The sequence below is a fragment of the Sphingobacterium sp. UT-1RO-CII-1 genome (assembly GCF_026711005.1).
Taxonomy (GTDB): domain Bacteria; phylum Bacteroidota; class Bacteroidia; order Sphingobacteriales; family Sphingobacteriaceae; genus Sphingobacterium.
In genome coordinates, this window is sequence record NZ_JAPPVJ010000002.1 from 240,148 (window position 1) to 261,221 (window position 21,074).

The following is a 21,074-nucleotide window of genomic DNA, read 5'->3' on the forward strand; positions in this document are numbered from 1 at the left end:
TTATCCCCTTCCCTTCCCTAGTTGATTTACATACGACCCCTGTCTACTAAAAATGTAAAACTGACATACAAAAGAGGTCTACTGCCTTTTTTACAGTAATTCAAGCTGACATTTTGCTGTAGAAATAGCGCTACAAACCTCTCTAAAGCAGGATTTATAAATTAAATGTTAAAATATAATTACCTAAATATTAAGAAGATCTAATTATAGTTGCAGAAACAAACATTTAAATGACAATTATCTTTATCAGTGGCACAGCGATTGAACAACCTGACTTAAATTGACTCAAGGTCAATTTAAAACAACATTAATACAAATTAATATGAAAAAAATTTTACTTACATTAACTGCTGTTGCAGCTTTAACATTGGCTTCACAAGCTCAAACTGAAAAAGGTAAATTCTTAGTAGGTGGTCAAGTTGGTTTCGAAACTTCGAAAATAAAAGATACTGACACGAAGGCAAATTCATTCTCTATCAACCCTACAGTAGGTTATTTCGTTAGCGATAACTGGGCTATCGGTACTGCTGTTGGTTATGACTGGGCTAAAGGCGAGACTGCTAAAGACGCAAGCGTAAAAACAGACGCTTTTAACGTAGCTCCTTTTGCTAGAAATTATGTAGGTAACGGTCAGTTCCGTTTCTTCAGCCAGTTATCAGTTCCTATGCAGTTTGGTAAAACTACTACAGAAGTAGCTGGTGTTGAAGGCGAGTCTAAATTCCAAAACATTGGTGTAGAATTAGCTCCAGGTTTCGCTTTCTTCCCTACTAGCAAAATTGGTATCGAATTGAAAGTACGTGGTCTTTACTTCGAGTCAAGCAAAGATAAAACTGCTGATGTTACAACAAACACATTTGGTTTAGATGCTAACTCATTGAAACCAACTTTAGGTGTTCAGTTTCACTTCTAAGAAGTAAACAAAAATAAAAAAGAGGTGTTAGTTGAAAAGCTAACACCTTTTTTTATAAAGTAATAGTTGGCTAGTATCCAGCACACTCTTCTCTGCCCTCTACCTGACAATTTATCTTCCAATTATCTGCCAACATATGCTATAACGACAGTGTTCTTGTCAGTCTAACTATTGTAAGCTTTCTTCTACATTTTTCCACTAAATATAGCTTTAAATAGAGATAAATCACATTAGTTGTGCAAACAAACATTACAATGACAATACAAATCAACATTGGCACAGGGATTGAACTATTTGACTTAAATTGATACAAAGTCAATTATTAAGAACAATTAAATTTTAAAATCATGAAAAAAATATTACTTACATTAACAGCTGTTACAGCTTTAACATTTGCTTCACAAGCTCAAACTGAAAAAGGTAAATTCTTAGTAGGTGGTCAGGTTGGTTTCGAAACTTCAAAAGTAAAAGATACGGACGTTAAAGCGAACTCTTTCTCTATCAACCCTACAGTTAGTTACTTCGTTAGTGACAACTGGGCCGTAGGTACAGCAGTTGGTTACAACTGGAGCAAGAATGAAGCTGACAAAAACAACAATGTAAAAACAGATGCATTCAATGTAGCTCCATTTGCTAGAAACTATGTAGGTAATGGACAGTTCCGTTTCTTCAGTCAATTATCAGTGCCTATGCAGTTTGGTAAAACTACGGCTGATAAAGCAGGTGCAGAAACTGAGTCTAAATTCCAGAATATCGGTGTTGAGCTAGCTCCTGGTTTTGCTTTCTTCCCTACTAGCAGAGTGGGAATCGAATTGAAAGTACGTGGTCTTTACTTTGAGTCCAACAAAGATAAAACAGCAGATGTTACGACTACTAAATTTGGTCTAGATGCAAATTCACTAAGTCCAACATTAGGTGTGCAATTTCATTTTTAAGAATTGAAACAATAGTTCATAATAAATGCGCAAGCTTTCAGGAAAAACAAGTAAACGCAGAGAGGTGTCGGTATTCCGGCACCTTTTCTTATTAAGAATACCTACTTAACAATATACACAGATTTCATTCACGCTTTATAGTAAAAAATAGGAGTTGCGTAAATTTTTAAGTTCATAGCCTTTTTCCGCAGACAGAGGTATACTCTTTGTCTCTTCTCCCCTTACCTAACCGTTGCATAAATAGTATTACATTCATCGCTTGATTGCCGCTTCATCTCCATTGGATCTACGCTTGCAAAACGAGGGTAACAAAGACCAATCTTTGGATCTTATTACGACAAAAAAGAATATATAACGAAAAGGCAAGATGATAATTATCCCTGATAAGAACTCTTTAGTTATTGTCCGCCTGCTACTTAAAAGAGTGTTAACAGCATCATAAAGCAGCTTTAAAAAGAGACTATCTTTACTAAATGATCCATTTTGAAGACATACATGAAGAGTAAGTCCTTTACATGAACGGCCAAGTATGATGACTTAGCCGGCTAGGTATGCTACTTTATCTGCTAAGTAAACATACTTAACCCTCAATGAATAATTCTTTGCCCCATTTTGCAATGTTTTGCTGTTTTTGTAATTACACCAGTCCGTAAATATCAAGACAATAAGCCCTATGTAAAAGACAACAAGCGCTATGTAAAAAACATTGACGGCTAAAACAACATACATAGTCTGATTTACACATTACAATAAAGCCATGTAATTCCAAAAGGCGCTATGTATGTAGCGCTAATGACTATGTATGTAGCGCTAATGACCATATTCTCAGCATTTGCGGCTATTTATACAATAACAACATAGCTGTAAGCAGTATATATGAGCAGGTTTTTGGGACTAAGAACAAAGTCTATTGCAGTTGCTATTTATTTACTAGACAAACCTTTCAAAGATGCGAACTTACACCTAAGGAAGTAAGCTTTAAGCGAGAAGTGTACAACGGCTAAAACGAATGAGTGTGCTATTGCACTAAAAACATAGGACATCATGACTATGTAAGAAGCATTAGCCGTCAAATACTTTATGGATTATATCACTGTGTGCACAAGAATCTAGTCGCTCTTTCTCCATCTATTAAACCGGTCCACTCAATCCATAGTTACAACGACTTCTAAAAAAACACCGTACGAAAAATAAAACTATAAAAAAGCCATTCGATAAACTGAACGGCTATGTATATCTTTTACTTATACACTCTTGTTAGAACTTCTCGATTTCTTAAACTAATTTTATTTATTTTTCCAACATCCCCCAGCCGCTCATCATAATCGCTAATGATTTAAACCCCCAATTCATGTCATCAATAGAATAAACTGGGGCACCAATTTTACTCGTTAAGTTTTTTGGACTAATCGCATGCTCTTTAATATTTTTTGGCTTCATAATTAACGTCGGGCTTTCATTTTTTAGATAATAAATATCTAAACGCAAGATACCATCATTTTCTGCTAAATAGAATGGGTGTGTAAAATTTATAGTGTTGCTGAATAACGGTGAAGTATAAACAATTATTTTTTGTAATTGCAAAGGGGTGTTTTCGTCGACGAATTTAGGCACATACTCTATAGCGCTACATTCATACCCTAGAATATTTCGTTTTTCACTTTGAACCTCACGTTCAAAACCACTAAAATCAATAGTATTTATAGCAGTTATACCCGTATTTTGAGAGGGCCTATAGGAGGTATATACAACTCTGTCTTCTTTGGCAATTTCATCAAATTTAGTGAGTGTTTCTAAATAGATGCTACCTTTATCTAGGGATGTGTTATGATAGTTATGCATGTTCCAACCAAAGCCACGAACATCTGCTAGCACTTCATTGTTTTTCAAATAATAAGTGCATTCCGAAATATTCATAGTCATAGCTAAAGCTACTAATGGATTTTGGTTTCCAGCCCTTCTTATTACATCAACTATATTTTTTACTTCTTCGTCTTTTTCTATTAAATTTTCATATTGTCGTTTTACATCATTTTCTGAAAAATCTATTTTGTTAATAATCCCGCCCAAATCAATATCATTACTAAAAATTCCCATTTCAACAGATCCTTCGGTAAACGGCTTATTAATTATCTGACCATTGTCATCATCTCCTATTGGCTTCTCCACTTCAGAGTCACTACAACTAAATAAAAGAAATAAAGAGAACATACTATGCGTAATAATTCCTTTCATTGATAATAAATTGAAAAAGTATGGTAATTTTCTTTTGAAAAGACAATATTTTGTTAATCCTAAGAAAGTGATGTTGGCATTTATTTTTATCATCTTGTATTTTATCTTTGATATAAGGTCCAAATTTATGTAAAATGAAAGATCAATCAAATCACCAAAAACCTCGATTAAATTTCTAATGGTTTACCATGATTTTTTAGAGGATAGAAAAAAAATAAGTACCCTACTGCCATACTCAACATAATTGTTGATATATTACCGCATGCAAAAAAAGCAGGACTATAAATGTAGATATATCAATGAATAACTCTTTAAATTTAGTAATAGTAGATGATCATCCAATGATTGTAGAAGGATTACAATCATTACTAAAACAAAAGAAAAAATTTAGGATATCTGCTTTTACAAAAGGTATCCCCGCTTTAGACTTCATTTGCGAAAACAGAACAGACATTGTCTTGCTCGATATTATGTTAAGCGACGGAAATGGCCTTGAGTTTTGTAAAAAAATCAAGGAGAAATCACCTAAAACAATTGTAATAGGAATAAGCAACCAAGCTGAGCGAAGCATTATCTTTAGATTTTTAGAGAACGGCGGTAATGGATATATTCTAAAAAATGCTGATGCTAAGGAAATAGTACAGTGTATTGAAAATTCACTGAAAGGCGATCTTGCATTGACCAAAGAAGTGAAGCAAATTATGACCAGACCAATTACTAATAACTATGAACTCCCCCGATTAACGAAACGTGAACAACAGATTCTAAAAGCGATTGCTAATGGTGCCATTTCTTCCAAAATAGCAGAAGAACTATTCATTTCGGTAATTACCGTAGAAACACACAGGAGAAACCTACTTAAAAAGTTCAAAGCTAAAAATATGATCGAACTCGTTAAAATAGCGACCGAAAATAAACTGATATAAAAGGTTTTATATTTAAAGTCTAGTAATCCTTTAAAACTAGACAACAATGCCTTAAATACCTATGTCCATAGATAAAGGTTAAAAACAATTTTACCAGCCAAAAGCTCAAAATTATTGGTAGTTTTGCTAGCACTCTGGTCTAAAACCGAAGGATGAAGAGACACATAACCTGGTCAGCTTACGGTAAAGCGTCATTCAGATAGCGCTGCATTAGATCCATAATACTATTTTGATTTAAACGAAGATGGAAGGTAAAATAATTACTATTGAAGGATTAGATGGTTCAGGCAAATCAACTCAAATTGAGTTACTGACTGCTAAGTTGAATAAATTAGGTGTTAAACATAAATTTATACATTTTCCAATGCTAAATCAAGGAGAATACGGCAATCTTATTGCTAAGTATCTTCGAGGCGAATTAGGCTCATTAGAACATGTACATCCTAAACTAGTTGCCCTCCTATTTGCGGAAGACAGAAATGAACACAAACCTTTGCTTGAAGAATGGTTGAGCGAAGGTTATCTCGTCATTATGGACAGATATGTCAATTCTAATATCGCTTTTCAATGTGCAAAAACTAAAGAACACACTGACAAAACAGATCTAAAGAAATGGATTCTTGATTTTGAGTTTGGCCATAATAAACTACCGGAACCAGATCTGTCATTCTTTTTAAATGTACCTTTCAGCCATATAGAAAACTCATTAAATTCGGCAAGAACAGGAGCTGACAGAGCATATCTGAATGGAAAAAAAGACATACATGAGGACTCTCTGGAACTACAAAGGAATGTATATAGCGAGTATTTAGCCATGCTGAAGGAACAGGCCGATTTTCATAAAATTGACTGCTTTGGCAATGACGAAAAGTGGTTGTCAAAAGAGCAGATTCACGACGCAATTTTTGAAAAAATACAACTAGTGGACAGTACGATCCTGAACAATAGAATATTGGACAGCAAGTAAAATAAAGATAGTTCTAGAATAAGCAGAAGGCTCAATGCTCTCTTTAAACAGGATTGAATACAAGCTCATAATAATACGTACTTTTGTGAAATGCAAATAGAAAGAATACTAAAGAGCATGCAGATTGACGAGCTCAATGAAATGCAAAAGTCTGTCGTGCAACAGCATATACCAAAAAAAGACTTTGTTTTGTATGCGCCAACAGGCAGCGGAAAAACTTTAGCTTTTTGCTTAATCCTTACTAAATATTTACAACAGAAGATAAATAACACCCAAGTTTTAATTATTGTTCCAAGCCGTGAGCTTGCGCTTCAGATTGAAAACGTGACAAAAAAGGTAAATCAAAACTTTAAAGTAACCTGCTGCTACGGAGGGAACAGTACTAAAACAGAACGCAATAAACTCAGAGATGCTCCGGCTATAATTGTAGGTACACCCGGGAGGCTGTTATACCATTTCGATCGCAATCATATTAATAGCGACAATCTAACAACAGTAGTACTCGATGAGTTTGACAAATCGTTGGAATTTGGTTTTCAGCCGCAAATGGAGAGTATTATAAAATATCTTCCTAACCTAACAACGAGAATTCTAACTTCAGCAACAAAAATGGAGGAGATCCCCTCATTTTCAGGACTGAATGATTATGTGTTATGTGACTTTTCTTCCGATAAACAGATTTCACCTAATTTAAAAATAAAAAAGATTATTTCACCAGCTAAATATAAGCTGAGAACATTGTTTGATTTACTGTGCAGCAATGGTTCGAAAAAGACTCTGATATTTTGTAATCATCGTGATGCGGTTGATCATATCAGTGAACTATTGGAAGACAGGGACATCACTCATGATTTATTTCATGGAGGTTTGGAGCAAACAGATCGAGAATTAGCGATTTTGAAATTTAAAAATAATTCAAACAGAATACTGATAGCAACTGATTTAGCAGCACGTGGGCTGGACATTCCTGAAATAGATAGTATTATTCATTATCAGTTACCCTACCAGGAAGATTCCTTTATCCACAGAAACGGACGTACAGCCAGAATGCAAGCACAGGGTGAAGTATATGTATTACTGAACCCAGAAGAAAATTACCCTTACTTGCCAGAGCATGTAGAGGAAATTAAACTCGATGGAGAATATCCCCTACCGCCAAAATCGCCCTATGTGACTTTGTATGTAACAGGAGGAAAAAAGGACAAGATAAGCAAAACGGATATACTTGGTTTTTTACTTAGTTTTGAATCCATAGAAAAAGCACATATCGGATTGATTGAAATAAAAGATCAGGAGTCTTATGTAGCTGTGGACCGATCTATGGCCATAGCAATTATTAAGGGAGCAAACAACGGAAAGGTAAAAGGCAGAAAAGTTCGTATCGGCCGAACATAACAACCTAAGTAATTAAATATTCTTTAACTTCTCTAGGAACCAAATGACTTATGTCTCCTCCATTAGCATATATATCTCTTACAATAGTGGAAGAGATATGTGCTAGACCTGACCTAGCAATAAGAAAGTAGCTTTCTATTTTTGGCGCTAGCAGTAAATTATTTTGTGCTATAGCGTTTTCGAATTCGAAATCTTTTGAACTACGCAATCCACGCAGTATAAAAGTAGCATCTACACTTTTGCAATAATCAACAGTGAGGCCCTTAAATTGCTGCACCACAATTTTAGGATTGTTCGAAAACACATCCTCTATTGAACGTACTCGTACATCAAAAGGCATTAAACCTTTCTTTACACTATTTACACCAATAGCTATAATAATCTTATCAAACAAAGGAAGCGCTCTTTCAACTAAGTCTTGATGTGCATTGGTAAATGGATCAAAGGAACCCGGAAAAACAGCTATTTTCATCGTCTAAAATATTATATTGTTGTGAAATCAAAAAAACTGAAAGAAGAGTAGCCATATTTTCTAGTATCTTTCAAAAAAGGAGAGCTATTCATCTTCCGAGCACTGGGATGCTCCACTACAAGTAAGCCATCTTCTTTCAACAAACCAGCTTCTAAAATAAGATCAGCTATTTGTGGTAAAATAGGCATATCAAATGGTGGATCAACGAAGATAAAATCATACTGTTGCTTATTTGTTTTAATAAACTTAAGCACATCTGCCTTTACTCCTTTGATAGTATTGATTTCTAGTTTTTTGCTAATTTCTTTAATAAACTGTATGCATTTAAAATGTATGTCAACAGCGTCTACCCTTTCAGCACCACGCGAAGCCAATTCCAAACTGATATTGCCCGTTCCCGCAAAAAGATCCAAGCATACTGCCCCGTCCAATTCAATTTTATTGTTCAAAATATTAAACAAAGCTTCTTTAGCTATATCCGTCGTTGGTCGAACCGGGAGATTTGCTGGCGCATTAATACGAATACCACTATACTGACCACCGATTATACGCATAACACCGAATCTAATAAAGTATGCAATAAAGCAGCTTCTTTTTCTACATCTCCTCTCTCAGAAGTTAACACTGTTTTTGATGTTATATAAGTAACATTATTAGTGAATCGCTGCAACACACTAGCATACTCATGCGCATCTGTAGCGCCAGAAACTAAAATTTTAGAGACATGGCTAGATAGCCCTAATGTTTGTATAGTATTGAGCATAAAATAAACTAAATCATCTTTAGTTTCAATCTCAAAAGTGGTAAAGAGCTGTAATTGTCCTTGTCTATAAACGTAAAAATCGATGTGCATATCCCGCACATTCAAACCGATCAATTCCTCATCTATATGTGCACTTCCATATGCTTCATGCAGTAAGACCGGGAAGTCCGCTATACATTTAGCTTCCGGAAAAATCGCTTTCCACTTATTATATAATATTAAGTCATACTGGTAGCAAGCCACAATTCCCTGTTGTGGCAGTGGATAGTTCAGTGTTCTTTCTTTATGCCCATCCTGTAAAAAATCTTGATAAAGATCTTCATCTGCTGCATCAAAAACTTCTTCTGGTAATAAAACCAGACTTTGTACAGGAATATTAATATAAACTTCGGAAAAAGGTAAAGCCAATAATTTTATAGCTTCATTATCAGGAGATGCTGAATTATAGATATATAAAGCTTGAATGACATTCTTATCGTCTACAACCAAAAGTGTATCCCTTAAAAAATCTGTTTTAACAAATAACTTATAGGATGATATATGATGTAGTTGGAAATTTTCTGATGTATATTTCATGTAATTTAAAGTACCGGTAAGCCCTGCTTACTTCTAAACAAATTTAGCTTTTACAATTGATTTGACCAACCTTTTAAATAACTTTGAGTATGTACATTAAAAAGCTACTTACCCAACATTTTTCTCAACATCCGACTTCGGATCAATTGGCTGCTTTTAATGAATTGGATAAGTTTTTAAGCACGTTTAATGAGGCAAACTGTTTTGTATTGCGGGGTTATGCTGGGACCGGAAAAACAACTATTATAGGCGCAGTTGTTTCTATATTGCCCCAACTAAACAAACGAACTGTTTTACTAGCTCCTACGGGCCGGGCTGCAAAAGTGATGAGCCATTACTCCGGACGTAAGGCCTATACAGTACATAAAAAAATATACAGGAAGAAGTCTGCATCCAGTCTTGAGTTAGATTTTACGCTAGCCGAAAACCTCCACGAAAACACCCTTTTTATTATTGATGAGGCTTCGATGATTTCCGATGAAAGTGCGCATGTGTTTTCAAATTCCGTTTTAGACGATTTAATACGCTATGTACGAAGTGGTAAGAATTGTTGCTTGATGTTTGTCGGCGATACTGCCCAATTACCCCCAGTCGGAATGCTGGAGAGCCCTGCACTAGACGCCGCTTACTTAGCATCAAAATATTATTTGACAGTATTTTACTATGAACTAAGGACTGTTGTTAGGCAAAAAAACGCATCAGGTATTTTGGTGAATGCCACTAAAATCAGAGATGACATTCCACAGTTGCAAGATGATAGCGCACTACCTTTTCCACAGTTTAAAGTAAAAGGCTATAAGGATATTTTTAGAATGACCGGAGATAGGCTTATCGAAGGCTTACATTACAGTTATGATAAATTTGGTTTAGAAAACTCCATTGTAATATGTCGTTCAAATCGTTCTGCTAATTTATACAATAAACACATTCGCAACCAGATACTTTTTCGTGATGAAGAGATTACCGGAGGAGACATGATTATGGTGGTAAAAAACAATTATTATTGGCTGCAGCAACATGATGAAAAAAATACGGGGTTTATAGCTAATGGGGATTTGGCTAAAGTAAGAAAGGTGAGCAACCAGCATGAAGAACATGGTTTTCGATTTGCAGACATTGCGCTGGAATTTGTGGATGATGATGAGCTTGATCCTATCAATTGTCGGGTATTGTTGGATAGTATTTATGAAGATGGACCAAACTTGAGCTATGAAAATCAAAAAAAACTGTATAATTCTATAGCAGCAGATTATGCCGATATCCCGACTAAAAAAGATCGCCTCGAAGCTATAAAAAAAGACCCCTATTACAATGCACTTCAGATAAAATTTGCTTATGCAATTACATGCCACAAGGCGCAAGGTGGACAATGGTTAAGTGTCTTTGTAGACCAAGGATACTTAAATGATGAAATGCTGAATAGCGATTTTTTACGTTGGCTGTATACAGCTTTAACCCGAGCCACAAAGCAACTGTTTTTAGTGAATTTTAATCCTAAATTTTATAATGATTGAGTTTTTTTATAACTTTAAGTCTACCACAATGTGTGTTTAACTAAAACATAGGGTTTTATTTTAACGTTTATGATGATGATAACACAGATCTTTAATTATTTCGCTGTATTATTTATTCCTCTTTTTTTGCACTCGCCGATAGAGAGCCATTCCTTTCTAAACGGACACTGGATTAATGAAAACAACAAAGAGACAGAGCTACATTCGGTAACATTTATAGGAGAAGATATAGCAAGGTTTACATTTGAACAAGGCAATAATAATACGACAGCAATCAATAAAAAATACGAGGTTACCGGCTACGACAAAGGACTAAAAATATTATACCTTAATGTCTATACAAAAAACTTATTTACAGAAGACAAAGAACAGGAATCTGCTGTAGCCATACAAGTTTTAGAAAATGATTTACTGAAAATTAAAATAGGTGATAAAAATATCGAGCTTAAGAGAAAGCCTAACAAGTTTTTTGAGTATTAGTATAAATAGCATTTCTTACTCCGTGCCTTTGTGCTAGCCACGGAGTGAGAAATGCTCTAATCTAAAAAGTAACTTTAACACCAATATTGGTGAAGTTATACATATCGTTTTTAGCCCCATCAGGACGCTGTCCTTGAGAATTTAAAGGATCATAACCATCCAGCAGATCATTGTTAGAAAAGTTGAACTGCGAGTTGATCACTAAACTGTAGTAGTAGTTTTGATAGGTAGTATACTTATTCAAAGGAATAGAGAAACCTATATTTAATTTAGGTAATATCGTACTCTTTTCTTTTTTAGAAAATATCTTTTCTTGTGTTATATTGCCAAACCCATCGTCTAATTCTATAACTTGATGCGGACCGTTCATAATATTCTCACCTACACTGAATGGCATTCCATCATCATCATAATAGGTCGGTTCTCGATTTACGTATTTATAGTTATTGAACAAAACACCCATTCCCAGGCCTATATTAAAGCCATTTAATATATTTCTTTCGAAGAAGCCTTTGCGCGCAAGATCACGCTCATTAACAAAGAAACGATAAGGATAGGCTGTTACATTTAGTCCTAAAGTAAAATAACTGTTATCAACTTCTCTCGGATCCCATTTGCTTGGAACGTTATAGTTTGGAAAACCTTTTGCCTTGAGTTTCCCAAATTGCCCTTCTACTCCGCCATAAAAGCCTTTATAGATGTTATAATCGCCCTTTATAAAACCTGCCAACCCTTGGTTCTTATTCGCATTAATATCACCGTACAGTAACGTTACACCTACACCTGCACTTACATCAAAACGTTGTGACGCTTGTCCCGATTGTGTAATGGGCGGGCAGCGCAATTGAGCCTGCGCACTAAAACCGGACAACAAAAACAACAACGAGATGCCTCTTACTATATTAAGCTTCATTTTTACTTATAAACTAAAATAATGTATTTCCTTTGTTTAAATTAATTCGACCTAGATGTTTATAAGTCAATTCTGTACACTCTCTTCCTCGTGCAGTTCGCATTAAATAACCTTCTTGTATTAAAAACGGTTCATAAACCTCCTCTATGGTGCCCTCATCCTCGCCTACAGCTGTAGCAATGGTTTTTAAACCTACAGGTCCTCCTTTAAACTTATCGATAATGGTTAATAAAATACGATTATCCATTTCATCCAGCCCATTTTCGTCAACATTTAGGGCATTTAGAGCATATTGAGCAATTGCTCGATCTATGGTTCCATCTCCTTTGATTTGTGCAAAATCCCGTGTACGCCGCAATAGTGCATTGGCAATACGTGGCGTACCCCGGCTCCTTCTCGCTATTTCATACGCCCCCTCATCACTAATGGGTGTATTTAATATTCCCGCTGAACGTAGCACAATCGTTGTGAGTAATTTAACATCATAGTACTGCAATCTCGAATTAATGCCAAAACGAGCACGAAGCGGAGATGTTAATAAACCCGATCGTGTAGTAGCTCCTATTAATGTAAAGGGGTTTAATGATATCTGCACAGACCGGGCATTAGGGCCTGTCTCTAGCATGATGTCAATTTTGAAATCCTCCATTGCAGAGTATAAATATTCCTCTACTAAAGGGCTCAGGCGGTGTATTTCATCAATAAATAGAACATCTCCTTCTTCCAGGTTGGTCAATAAGCCCGCTAAATCACCAGGTTTATCCAAAACAGGGCCAGATGTAATTTTGATACTTACGCCCATTTCATTGGCAATAATATTAGATAATGTTGTTTTACCTAATCCCGGAGGTCCATGTAGTAAAACATGATCAAGAGCTTCTCCTCTTAGTTTTGCCGCCTCAACAAAAATAGAGAGGTTTTCAAGAATTTTATCCTGTCCTGTAAAATCTTCAAAAGCTTGTGGACGTAAGACTCTTTCGATGTCTTTGTCTACAGCATTAAGCTTATCAGGATTCGGGTCAAGATGTTCGTTCATGATGATCTTTAAAATTAATAAGAATTAATTTGCCTTCTTCGTACAAAACAAAATAATGTAGTACTTAAGCGACAAACAATGCACTATTTACTCTTGCGTCGAGTAAATAAACTTTCGAGTTTTAATTGAATAACACCAAAAAAGGCTTCCCTGAAAATCTTTGTATTCATCTTAGAAACTCCCTCGGTTCGATCTGTAAAGATAATAGGAACTTCCACTACATTAAAACCCAATTCAATTGCCTTAAATTTCATCTCTATTTGAAAAGCATAGCCCACAAAACGAATTTCATCTAATTGTATTGTTTCCAATACTTCACGTTTAAAACAAACGAAACCCGCCGTAGAATCCTGTATTTTAATTCGGGTGACCATACGCACATATACCGATGCAAAATAGGACATCAAGACTCTACTCATTGGCCAATTGACTACATTTACACCATTTACATAGCGTGAGCCTATAGCCATGTCGGCCCCTTCAATGCAAGCTTGCCGTAAACGAACCAGATCATTGGGATTATGACTAAAATCAGCATCCATTTCGAAAACAAAGTTGTAACTACGACTCAAAGCCCATTTGAAACCATGTATATAAGCTGTACCGAGTCCTAATTTACCTACACGTTCTTCTATATACAAACGATCGGGAAACTCTGCCTGAACTCTTTTGACAATTTCTGCTGTACCGTCCGGGGACCCGTCGTCTACAACCAAAACATGAAAAGAAACCGAAAGATTGAAAACCGTACGTAGAATACGTTCGATATTTTCTTTTTCGTTGTATGTAGGAATAATTACTAAACTATCGCTCATCTATCAATTAAAACAATCAAAGTTACAAAACTTTACTTTCTCTTACTAAGAACAGCTTTCAGATGTTTTTAGTTAACACCATGCATTAGCTTTTTAACTAATGGAGATAAAATGATAATAGCAACGCCTGCTACAAGAGCATAAATAGCTAATTGATGATAACCGTCTGTATAGGCTAGTAATTTATCAAGTAAAGAAGCGTTCTCATCAGGTGATGACATACCCGCACCTAGCAAACCTGCTACATATTGCCCATAAGCACTAGCCAAAAACCAAAGTCCCATCATCATGCCTCCCAGGTGACGAGGTGATAACTTCGTAATCATGGAAAGACCAATTGGCGACAAACATAGCTCTCCTAAAGTTACTGCCAAATACGCTACTGTAAACACCTCTAAAGATGTTTCCCCCTCTTCATTTGCAAAAAATCGGGTGCTATAAAAGATGTAATAGGCAACTGCCAACAGAACAAAACCAAGCCCGAACTTAACAACAGTATTCGGTTCTATTTTCCGTTTTGCTAAGGCTAACCATAACAAACCTAATAATGGGCTAAAAATGATAACAAACATAGAATTTGCACCATTATTGACCACATTTGGATCTATAGTAATAAAAGCTAAATTATGATGTAAATTGTTATTGGCAAAAAGAGCTAAAGAGCCACCTGCTTGCTCAAATATGGCGAAAAATAAAATAGAAAATAAGATTAGAATCAATGCGGCAGTAAGTTGCTGGCGAACTTTTTTATCTTTTTCTCGCAAAAACTGATACAAAAAATATAACAAAGCGGCAGGTCCCACCAGATACATAAAGATATCGGTATAGTTTGTATTATTTACCATTAAAAATATTAATGGAATAGATAATAAGGCAACTACATAAACTAAAACTTCACGTGTTACTTTTTTTGACTTGGGCAAGTGCAGTAAAGGACTGTTTCCAATTGGCCCTAAGTGTTTCTTTGTCAGTAAAAAAATGATGATACCGATCACCATAACTAGGGATGCGGCCAAAAAAGCTAAATTCCAGGAGTATTGCTTTCCCAACCAAACGCAAAGAGCACCTCCTAATAGAGCTCCAATATTTATACCTGAATAGAAAATACCAAAACCAGCATCACGCCTAGAATCACCTTCTTTATAAAGATCGCCTACCATGGATGAAATATTGGGCTTAAAAAAACCTGTACCAATTATGGTTAATGCAATACCGAAATAAAAATACTGATGAGGGTCAATAGCAATCAATCCATTTCCGGCGATCATCAAAATAGCGCCAAAAGTAAGCGACTGCTTAAAGCCAAGGACTTTATCCGCAAAAATTCCCCCCACAAAAGTAAAAGCATAGACAAAAGCCTGAATTGCACCGTACTTTAAATTGGCTTCCTGATCACTTAAAAACAACTGATCAACCATAAAAATAGCGAGAACACCTCGCATTCCATAAAAGCAAAAACGTTCCCACATCTCTACTAAAAATAAATACCATAATTGTTTAGGGTATTTACCTTCGAAATTTTGAATTTCTTCTAATGTCAACTTTTTTTCCATTGCACTATGAAATATAGTTTACGATAATAAGGGATTCCATCGTACAAGACACTCAAGATTCTTGTACGATGGATTCCAAATGTTTTATTTTACGCCATGCATTAGGCGTTTAATAATGGGGTTCAATAAAATGACCAAAAGTCCAGCAGCTGCAGGAATAATGGTAAATAAGAAAAAGAAATGACTTAGCGAATAGCTCTTCTGAATAATTTCTATCTGTCCTCCTAATATGCCTGCAATCTTTTGAGCAATAGCTAAAGCGACATACCACATACCAAACATAAAAGCAAGCATCCGGGCCGGTACTAATTTGGACACATAAGATAGCCCTACTGGGGAAATAAATAGCTCACCTAGCGTATGGAATAAATACGTCAGTACCAAAAATACCATAGAAATTTTCACTCCGTCACTAACTTGTAATGAACCAAAGCCTAATATTAAAAAGCCAATTGCAACGAGGAACAAACCTATACCATATTTGAAGGCAGCTGACGGGTTATATTTGGAATCCCAGATTTTAGATACGGAGGATGCTAAGGCTATAATAAAAAAGGAGTTTAGAATGGAAAACCAGGAAACTTTAATCTCCGATATCTCCGCTGTGAATTCATTATATAACATCCATATACCAGCCCCCCATATAAGTGCAAAACAAAGAAAAAGAATAATATTAGATAGGGCTATTTTAGTCCACGTTATTTTAGCAAGCCTAATCAGTACCCAACTGATAATAATGAGAGGAACAATAGTTAAAAGTGTATTCACGATATTGAATACTAAAAGACTATTTCCCGTCAACTCCCTATCCACATAATCTCGTGCAACCAAGACTAAAGATGTAGCGCCTTGCTCAAAACTCATGAAGAAAAAGGTTAGAAAGAAAGCTAAAAGTATAACAGCATACATACGATCTCTAACAACCTTTGCATAGCGCTGTATACGAGAAACGATTAGAATTAAGAATAAAATTAAAGCCCCAATAACCATGCTATCCTGCCCTCTCATATATTGATTATCTAGGCTAGAAAAAACATCTAAAACATCACTCTTGGAAAGAGGATCATTAAAAGCATAAGTTAAACCTACTAAACCTACAATGAAGATCAAGAACATATCAAGTTTAGTGAAATTGTTATGCTTCGTTTCTCCTTCCTCCAAACCTGTAACTGTTTCTTTTTCTTCCTCTGTCTTCTTCTCCAAAATGCCCAAACGACCAAATAGTGGCCCCGCCAGCCAAAATTGCACAGTACCAAGTAACATGAATATTCCGGCTAAACCAAACCCCCAATGCCAACCAATAGTTTCAGCTAGATACCCACATAGCATCATACCAAAAAACGCACCGGCATTTACCCCCATATAGAATATAGTATATGCACTGTCTTTTTTATTTGGGAGCTCTTTATACATCTCTCCCAAAATAGCGGGCATATTAGGCTTGAAAAATCCTGTTCCTATAACTAACAAAGCAAGACCTGCAAAAAACATGACAGGCGAATTAAATGCCATCGAGGCATGGCCAAGAGTCATGATAGCAGCTCCTATAATAACAGATGCACGAGAACCTATATATTTATCTGCGATAATACCGCCAAAAATCGGAGTGATATATAACAACATAGCATAGGTACCATATAAAGCACCTGCTTGCTCAGCAGACCATCCCCATCCAGGATTAGCACCTAATACGGAAGCTGTTAAAAATTGTATCAACAAAACACGCATTCCGTAAAAAGAGAAACGCTCCCACATTTCTGTAAAAAACAATACAAATAAACCTGGTGGATGCCCTAATAGTGGCTTAGAAGAAACATCAGCTTGTATACTGATATCTTGATTTTCTTTCATCATATCTCAAATTTCGGTTCAAAAATAAGCAAATTGATTATATTATACCTGCCCACGAAGAAAAAATGCCCGTAACAATACTACGGGCATTTTCAATATAAACTACACTTAAAAGTTAGTTGATGCCATGCATCATCTTCTTTAATAATGGATTAAAAACTAATAATAACAAAGCCGCTGCAATAGGAATACTAGCTATGATATAGAAAAATATAGACATAGAATACGTCTCGGATATCTTATCAATATACGCTCCTGTTTGACCTGCTATAAAATTAGCTATCGCAGAAGCTGTGAACCATAAACCAAACAAAAGACCAGCTAATTTTTTTGGTGATAGTTTAGAAACATAAGATAAACCTACTGGCGATAAGCAAAGCTCGCCAGAAGTGTGGAAAAAGTATGCCAAGATAAGCCATATCATACTTACTGACGCAGTTTTAGCACCTTGCGGAATACTACTCGCACCAAAGGCTAACACTACAAATCCTATACCTACTAAAGTTAACCCCATGGCGAATTTAACAGGGCCTGATGGGTTCCATACCTTCTCCCATATCTTACTAAATGATGACGCTAATGTAATAATGAAAAAAGAATTTAAGATTTGGAACCAAGAAACGGTAACCTCTGTATGCTCTAACGTAAATTCATTATATACTTTCCAAATACCAAGTCCCCAAATAATTGCGAAGGAAATACCAGTAAATAAAATTGTTCGCGGATATTTATCCACAATTTTAGTAGATAACTGATAAAGCACCCAAGTAACTATCAATATCGGAAACACGGTTAATGCAGCATCTACCCATTTAAATATTTGTCCTGTATGACCATCCAACACCCGTTGTGTATAATCTTTAGCAAAAATTGTCATGGAACCGCCAGCCTGCTCAAAAGCAAAAAAGAAAAACAAACTCGCAAACATCAAAACACCTACAACAATTAAACGATCGCGCACAACATTCTTAGGCACAACTTCTTCCTCAATATCGTTTTCTTTTAACTGTTGCTCATGCTTACTAACAGGCTTTTGACCAATAACTCCAAAGATTTTCTGACCAAAATAAAATTGCATCATGCCAAAAAACATAAATACACCTGCTAAACCAAAACCCCAATGCCAACCTACTTTTTCCCCGATATAGCCACACAGCAACATTCCCAAAAATGCCCCCGCATTAATACCCATATAGAAAATAGTGTAGCCCGCATCCTTCTTTGAGCTTGTATCTGGGTACAACTCCCCGACCATAGATGAAATATTTGGTTTGAACAAACCATTTCCTAGTATCATCAGTACAAGACCGACAAAAAAGAAATTATTATCAAACATTTCAAACGCCATAGATAAATGACCGAGTGTCATAATTAATGCGCCTAAAACAATAGCTTGACGATAACCAGTTAACTTATCAGCTATCATTCCCCCAATTAACGGTGTTAGATAAACTAAACCTGTATACCATGCGTAAAGTTGCATAGCATCTGCGTTGGTCCATCCCCAACCTCCTTTAGCTACTTCTGTGACGAGGAAAACAGTTAGAAGAGCTCGCATACCATAGTAGCTAAAGCGTTCCCACATTTCTGTAAAGAACAGGACGAATAAACTCGCCGGGTGCCCCATTAACATCGTGTCATCTATACCTTTTTTGGACAAGTGACCTACTAAGGCATCATCTTTCATTTGAGTCATTTATAAATTGTAAATAATTATAATTTGAGCTAAACCACGCTCGGTTTATTAATCAATGGTTCTATGAACTACGTAATCTATTATATCGTCAACACACAAAACACTAAATAAATTTTGCTTTTTCAAATAAGCTAAAGATTTAACGAATAATAATCTACATTAGATCTTCTTTGCCTTACAAAGAAAGTAAAAATAATATATTTTCCAATACTAATTCCGCTATAATCCACTTTTCTTATTCGGTATAGCACGCCCAGGCTTCGTCTCATCCATATCAGATATAGGTTCCTGACTATTAAAAACAATATTAGATTTTAAACGTAAAAGTCCGTCTGTCAATTCGTAAGCATCAAAGCTTAAGTCGGGGCCATAATATTGATACTGATCTTTAAACTCAGGTTCTACAGGTACTATATGGTCAAAAACGATACTGTTTAGCTCTTTGTGATATTTTAGATACATAGTTAAGCCCCGCCCATAATTAAAGATTTTCCTTGTACGTTCCCTTTCATTTTCAAAAACCTTTGCTCCAAAAATAAAATTTCCCTTATCATACGTTAACACTTCTATAACCTTCTGCGAATAGGTACTATGGTGTCCTTTCCATCCCAACAAAACATAACTATTTGATGACAACCCCAATACTTCGACATATTGTGCACCATACCATTTATCATTTTTTAATAACTCTTTCTCTGGCTCACTAATTTCGAAAGTTTTATCAAGCAACGGTATTAGCTTTAAGCTTCCATCGTTTGTTTTCACTTGAATAGCACCATAATAAAGGTAAGAGCCGTCATTTAAGGGGATATTCCATGAAAAAACACGAAATCTATCATCAGGAGAATTGATGATAGAAATCATGTTCAATTGTTTAAACCCATAATCATATGAGTTTTTTTCTTTTAAAGAAGAAACTAGTGTTTTGACAAAAATAAAATTCTTATCTATTCGCTCTGCTTCACCTTTCAAGTTGTACATCGCTTCACCTACAAGTCGAAGGCTATCTTCCAAAATCTCCATGCGCTTATTATCAACTTGCGCATTCATTGAAATAGGTAGGAAGACAATTATGAAAAGAGAAAATAAGCTAACATAAAGCTTTATATAGTTTTTGTTAACAGCTCGTTTCCAACTCATTCAATACTACAAATTAATGTAACGCTCTAATAGTTTTTTAGACGCTATAATACCATCTACTTCTGAAAGTTCACTACCTTCATACTCGATTCCTATATAACCTTTAAATTTAGCTTTTTTGATAATCTGCATCATACGGCCATAATCAATATTAGCTTCATCACCATTCTCGTTAAATACATTCGTTTTTGCACTAACTCCCTTTGCATATGGCATTAGATCTTCTACCCCTTGATATCTGTCATACTCATAAAAGTTGCCTAAATCAGGTAAGCTTCCACAATTCTTCTTACCAACTGCTTTTAACACACTTGCTAACCAGTCGCCGTGCGAAGATATACCTCCATGGTTTTCAACAATAACATTTATTTTTGCTTTTTTACCATAATCCGCTAAAGTACTTAAGCTTTCTACAACACGATTTTTCACTTCTTCGGGTGTTCCCTGTCCAGCTGCATTGACACGAATTGATTTACAACCTAAAAAAGCTGCGGCATCAACCCATTTATAATGATTTTCTACAGCTGCAACACGTTTTGCATTATCTTCGTCTCCCAAGTTTCCTTCGCCATCAACCATGATCAAAACATTTTTAACACCGTTATCTTTAGCTCTTCCATTAAGATCTTTTAGGTAAGTCATATCCTTTGCCTTATCCTTAAAAAAAGCGTTTACATACTCGACACCATAAATACCGAACTTCTTGGCTGCCAATTCTGGAAAATCAATGTTTTTAAGATCGCCCTTAAATAAAGTTTTGTGTAACGACCATTCGGCTAAAGATATTTCAAACCATTGCTTCTTTGCTCCAGCAAATACATCAATTGATGGTGCTACAGCCAGACCTGCAGTAGCTAACCCTAAGTGTTTTAAAAATGTTCTTCTTGAATTCATTAT

General features: G+C 35.6%; 19 protein-coding genes. 7 read left to right on the forward strand and 12 right to left on the reverse strand.

Annotated elements, in window-relative coordinates:
* Positions 1 to 322 precede the first annotated feature (322 nt).
* Entirely contained in the window at positions 323 to 910 is a 588-nt protein-coding gene (locus ORI89_RS04930) for an outer membrane beta-barrel protein (RefSeq protein ID WP_268229328.1), read from the forward strand.
* A 347-nt stretch (positions 911 to 1,257) separates the two neighbouring features.
* Positions 1,258 to 1,845, forward strand: a complete 588-nt coding sequence (locus ORI89_RS04935; protein ID WP_268229329.1) for an outer membrane beta-barrel protein — start codon at positions 1,258 to 1,260, stop codon at positions 1,843 to 1,845.
* A gap of 1,290 nt (positions 1,846 to 3,135) precedes the next feature.
* Here the strand turns inward: ORI89_RS04935 and ORI89_RS04940 are convergent.
* The gene (locus tag ORI89_RS04940; RefSeq protein ID WP_268229330.1) at positions 3,136 to 4,173 is read right to left on the reverse strand and encodes a hypothetical protein; all 1,038 of its coding nucleotides are present in this window, start codon (positions 4,171 to 4,173) and stop codon (positions 3,136 to 3,138) included.
* A 206-nt stretch (positions 4,174 to 4,379) separates the two neighbouring features.
* Here ORI89_RS04940 and ORI89_RS04945 point away from each other — a divergent pair, with 206 nt between their 5' ends.
* From ORI89_RS04945 to ORI89_RS04955, 3 genes are all read left to right on the forward strand, one after another.
* The gene (locus ORI89_RS04945; RefSeq protein WP_268229331.1) at positions 4,380 to 5,006 is read left to right on the forward strand and encodes a response regulator; all 627 of its coding nucleotides are present in this window, start codon (positions 4,380 to 4,382) and stop codon (positions 5,004 to 5,006) included.
* A 244-nt stretch (positions 5,007 to 5,250) separates the two neighbouring features.
* On the forward strand, positions 5,251 to 5,973 hold the full coding sequence (tmk, locus tag ORI89_RS04950) for a dTMP kinase (RefSeq protein ID WP_268229332.1): 723 nt from the start codon (positions 5,251 to 5,253) through the stop codon (positions 5,971 to 5,973).
* 90 nt (positions 5,974 to 6,063) lie between these two features.
* Positions 6,064 to 7,368 (forward strand): DEAD/DEAH box helicase, encoded by a 1,305-nt coding sequence (locus ORI89_RS04955; protein WP_268229333.1) that lies wholly within the window; start codon positions 6,064 to 6,066, stop codon positions 7,366 to 7,368.
* Positions 7,369 to 7,372: 4 nt separating this feature from the next.
* Here the strand turns inward: ORI89_RS04955 and coaD are convergent, their stop codons facing one another.
* The 3 genes from coaD to ORI89_RS04970 are packed head-to-tail and all read right to left on the reverse strand — an operon-like array spanning position 7,373 to position 9,179.
* Positions 7,373 to 7,840, reverse strand: coding sequence for a pantetheine-phosphate adenylyltransferase (gene coaD, locus ORI89_RS04960; RefSeq protein WP_268229334.1), 468 nt, complete (start codon positions 7,838 to 7,840; stop codon positions 7,373 to 7,375).
* A gap of 11 nt (positions 7,841 to 7,851) precedes the next feature.
* Entirely contained in the window at positions 7,852 to 8,394 is a 543-nt protein-coding gene (gene rsmD / locus ORI89_RS04965; RefSeq protein WP_268229335.1) for a 16S rRNA (guanine(966)-N(2))-methyltransferase RsmD, read from the reverse strand.
* Positions 8,385 to 9,179 carry a DUF3822 family protein gene (locus tag ORI89_RS04970; RefSeq protein WP_268229336.1) on the reverse strand — a complete coding sequence of 265 codons (795 nt, stop codon included), beginning with the start codon at positions 9,177 to 9,179 and terminating at the stop codon, positions 8,385 to 8,387. Before ORI89_RS04970 ends, rsmD begins: the two co-directional genes overlap by 10 nt.
* 89 nt (positions 9,180 to 9,268) lie before the next feature.
* Between ORI89_RS04970 and ORI89_RS04975 the strand changes: the two genes are divergently transcribed.
* Positions 9,269 to 10,693 carry an ATP-dependent DNA helicase gene (locus ORI89_RS04975; protein ID WP_268229337.1) on the forward strand — a complete coding sequence of 475 codons (1,425 nt, stop codon included), beginning with the start codon at positions 9,269 to 9,271 and terminating at the stop codon, positions 10,691 to 10,693.
* Positions 10,694 to 10,762: 69 nt separating this feature from the next.
* On the forward strand, positions 10,763 to 11,173 hold the full coding sequence (locus tag ORI89_RS04980; RefSeq protein WP_268229338.1) for a hypothetical protein: 411 nt from the start codon (positions 10,763 to 10,765) through the stop codon (positions 11,171 to 11,173).
* A 61-nt stretch (positions 11,174 to 11,234) separates the two neighbouring features.
* On the opposite strand, the gene ORI89_RS04985 is transcribed toward ORI89_RS04980, so the two are convergent.
* The 8 genes from ORI89_RS04985 to ORI89_RS05020 form a co-directional block, all read right to left on the reverse strand.
* Entirely contained in the window at positions 11,235 to 12,086 is an 852-nt protein-coding gene (locus ORI89_RS04985; RefSeq protein WP_268229339.1) for a hypothetical protein, read from the reverse strand.
* A gap of 13 nt (positions 12,087 to 12,099) precedes the next feature.
* A complete protein-coding gene (gene ruvB, locus ORI89_RS04990) occupies positions 12,100 to 13,122 on the reverse strand; it encodes a Holliday junction branch migration DNA helicase RuvB (protein ID WP_268229340.1) in 1,023 nt (340 codons plus the stop codon).
* Positions 13,123 to 13,205: 83 nt separating this feature from the next.
* Entirely contained in the window at positions 13,206 to 13,937 is a 732-nt protein-coding gene (locus ORI89_RS04995) for a polyprenol monophosphomannose synthase (RefSeq protein ID WP_268229341.1), read from the reverse strand.
* 68 nt (positions 13,938 to 14,005) lie between these two features.
* Entirely contained in the window at positions 14,006 to 15,490 is a 1,485-nt protein-coding gene (locus tag ORI89_RS05000) for a peptide MFS transporter (protein ID WP_268229342.1), read from the reverse strand.
* Between the two features lie 84 nt (positions 15,491 to 15,574).
* Positions 15,575 to 17,344 carry a peptide MFS transporter gene (locus tag ORI89_RS05005; RefSeq protein WP_268229343.1) on the reverse strand — a complete coding sequence of 590 codons (1,770 nt, stop codon included), beginning with the start codon at positions 17,342 to 17,344 and terminating at the stop codon, positions 15,575 to 15,577.
* A gap of 112 nt (positions 17,345 to 17,456) precedes the next feature.
* On the reverse strand, positions 17,457 to 19,028 hold the full coding sequence (locus ORI89_RS05010; protein WP_326494302.1) for a peptide MFS transporter: 1,572 nt from the start codon (positions 19,026 to 19,028) through the stop codon (positions 17,457 to 17,459).
* A 228-nt stretch (positions 19,029 to 19,256) separates the two neighbouring features.
* Positions 19,257 to 20,177, reverse strand: coding sequence for a hypothetical protein (locus ORI89_RS05015; RefSeq protein ID WP_268229345.1), 921 nt, complete (start codon positions 20,175 to 20,177; stop codon positions 19,257 to 19,259).
* A 6-nt stretch (positions 20,178 to 20,183) separates the two neighbouring features.
* Positions 20,184 to 21,071 carry a sugar phosphate isomerase/epimerase family protein gene (locus ORI89_RS05020; protein ID WP_268229346.1) on the reverse strand — a complete coding sequence of 296 codons (888 nt, stop codon included), beginning with the start codon at positions 21,069 to 21,071 and terminating at the stop codon, positions 20,184 to 20,186.
* Positions 21,072 to 21,074 lie beyond the last annotated feature (3 nt).

Excerpts from the sequence above, each read along its gene's own strand:
- ORI89_RS04985 (WP_268229339.1), bottom strand. The coding sequence starts at position 12,086 with ATGAAGCTTAATATAGTAAGAGGCATCTCGTTGTTGTTTTTGTTGTCC.
- rsmD (WP_268229335.1), bottom strand. The coding sequence starts at position 8,394 with ATGCGTATAATCGGTGGTCAGTATAGTGGTATTCGTATTAATGCGCCA.
- tmk (WP_268229332.1), top strand. The coding sequence starts at position 5,251 with ATGGAAGGTAAAATAATTACTATTGAAGGATTAGATGGTTCAGGCAAA.
- ORI89_RS05010 (WP_326494302.1), bottom strand. The coding sequence starts at position 19,028 with ATGAAAGATGATGCCTTAGTAGGTCACTTGTCCAAAAAAGGTATAGAT.
- ORI89_RS05020 (WP_268229346.1), bottom strand. The coding sequence starts at position 21,071 with ATGAATTCAAGAAGAACATTTTTAAAACACTTAGGGTTAGCTACTGCA.
- ORI89_RS05000 (WP_268229342.1), bottom strand. The coding sequence starts at position 15,490 with ATGGAAAAAAAGTTGACATTAGAAGAAATTCAAAATTTCGAAGGTAAA.
- ORI89_RS04935 (WP_268229329.1), top strand. The coding sequence starts at position 1,258 with ATGAAAAAAATATTACTTACATTAACAGCTGTTACAGCTTTAACATTT.
- ORI89_RS04980 (WP_268229338.1), top strand. The coding sequence starts at position 10,763 with ATGATGATGATAACACAGATCTTTAATTATTTCGCTGTATTATTTATT.
- ruvB (WP_268229340.1), bottom strand. The coding sequence starts at position 13,122 with ATGAACGAACATCTTGACCCGAATCCTGATAAGCTTAATGCTGTAGAC.
- ORI89_RS05015 (WP_268229345.1), bottom strand. The coding sequence starts at position 20,177 with ATGAGTTGGAAACGAGCTGTTAACAAAAACTATATAAAGCTTTATGTT.
- ORI89_RS04945 (WP_268229331.1), top strand. The coding sequence starts at position 4,380 with ATGAATAACTCTTTAAATTTAGTAATAGTAGATGATCATCCAATGATT.
- ORI89_RS04970 (WP_268229336.1), bottom strand. The coding sequence starts at position 9,179 with ATGAAATATACATCAGAAAATTTCCAACTACATCATATATCATCCTAT.
- ORI89_RS04930 (WP_268229328.1), top strand. The coding sequence starts at position 323 with ATGAAAAAAATTTTACTTACATTAACTGCTGTTGCAGCTTTAACATTG.
- ORI89_RS04995 (WP_268229341.1), bottom strand. The coding sequence starts at position 13,937 with ATGAGCGATAGTTTAGTAATTATTCCTACATACAACGAAAAAGAAAAT.
- ORI89_RS04940 (WP_268229330.1), bottom strand. The coding sequence starts at position 4,173 with ATGATAAAAATAAATGCCAACATCACTTTCTTAGGATTAACAAAATAT.
- ORI89_RS05005 (WP_268229343.1), bottom strand. The coding sequence starts at position 17,344 with ATGATGAAAGAAAATCAAGATATCAGTATACAAGCTGATGTTTCTTCT.
- ORI89_RS04975 (WP_268229337.1), top strand. The coding sequence starts at position 9,269 with ATGTACATTAAAAAGCTACTTACCCAACATTTTTCTCAACATCCGACT.
- ORI89_RS04955 (WP_268229333.1), top strand. The coding sequence starts at position 6,064 with ATGCAAATAGAAAGAATACTAAAGAGCATGCAGATTGACGAGCTCAAT.
- coaD (WP_268229334.1), bottom strand. The coding sequence starts at position 7,840 with ATGAAAATAGCTGTTTTTCCGGGTTCCTTTGATCCATTTACCAATGCA.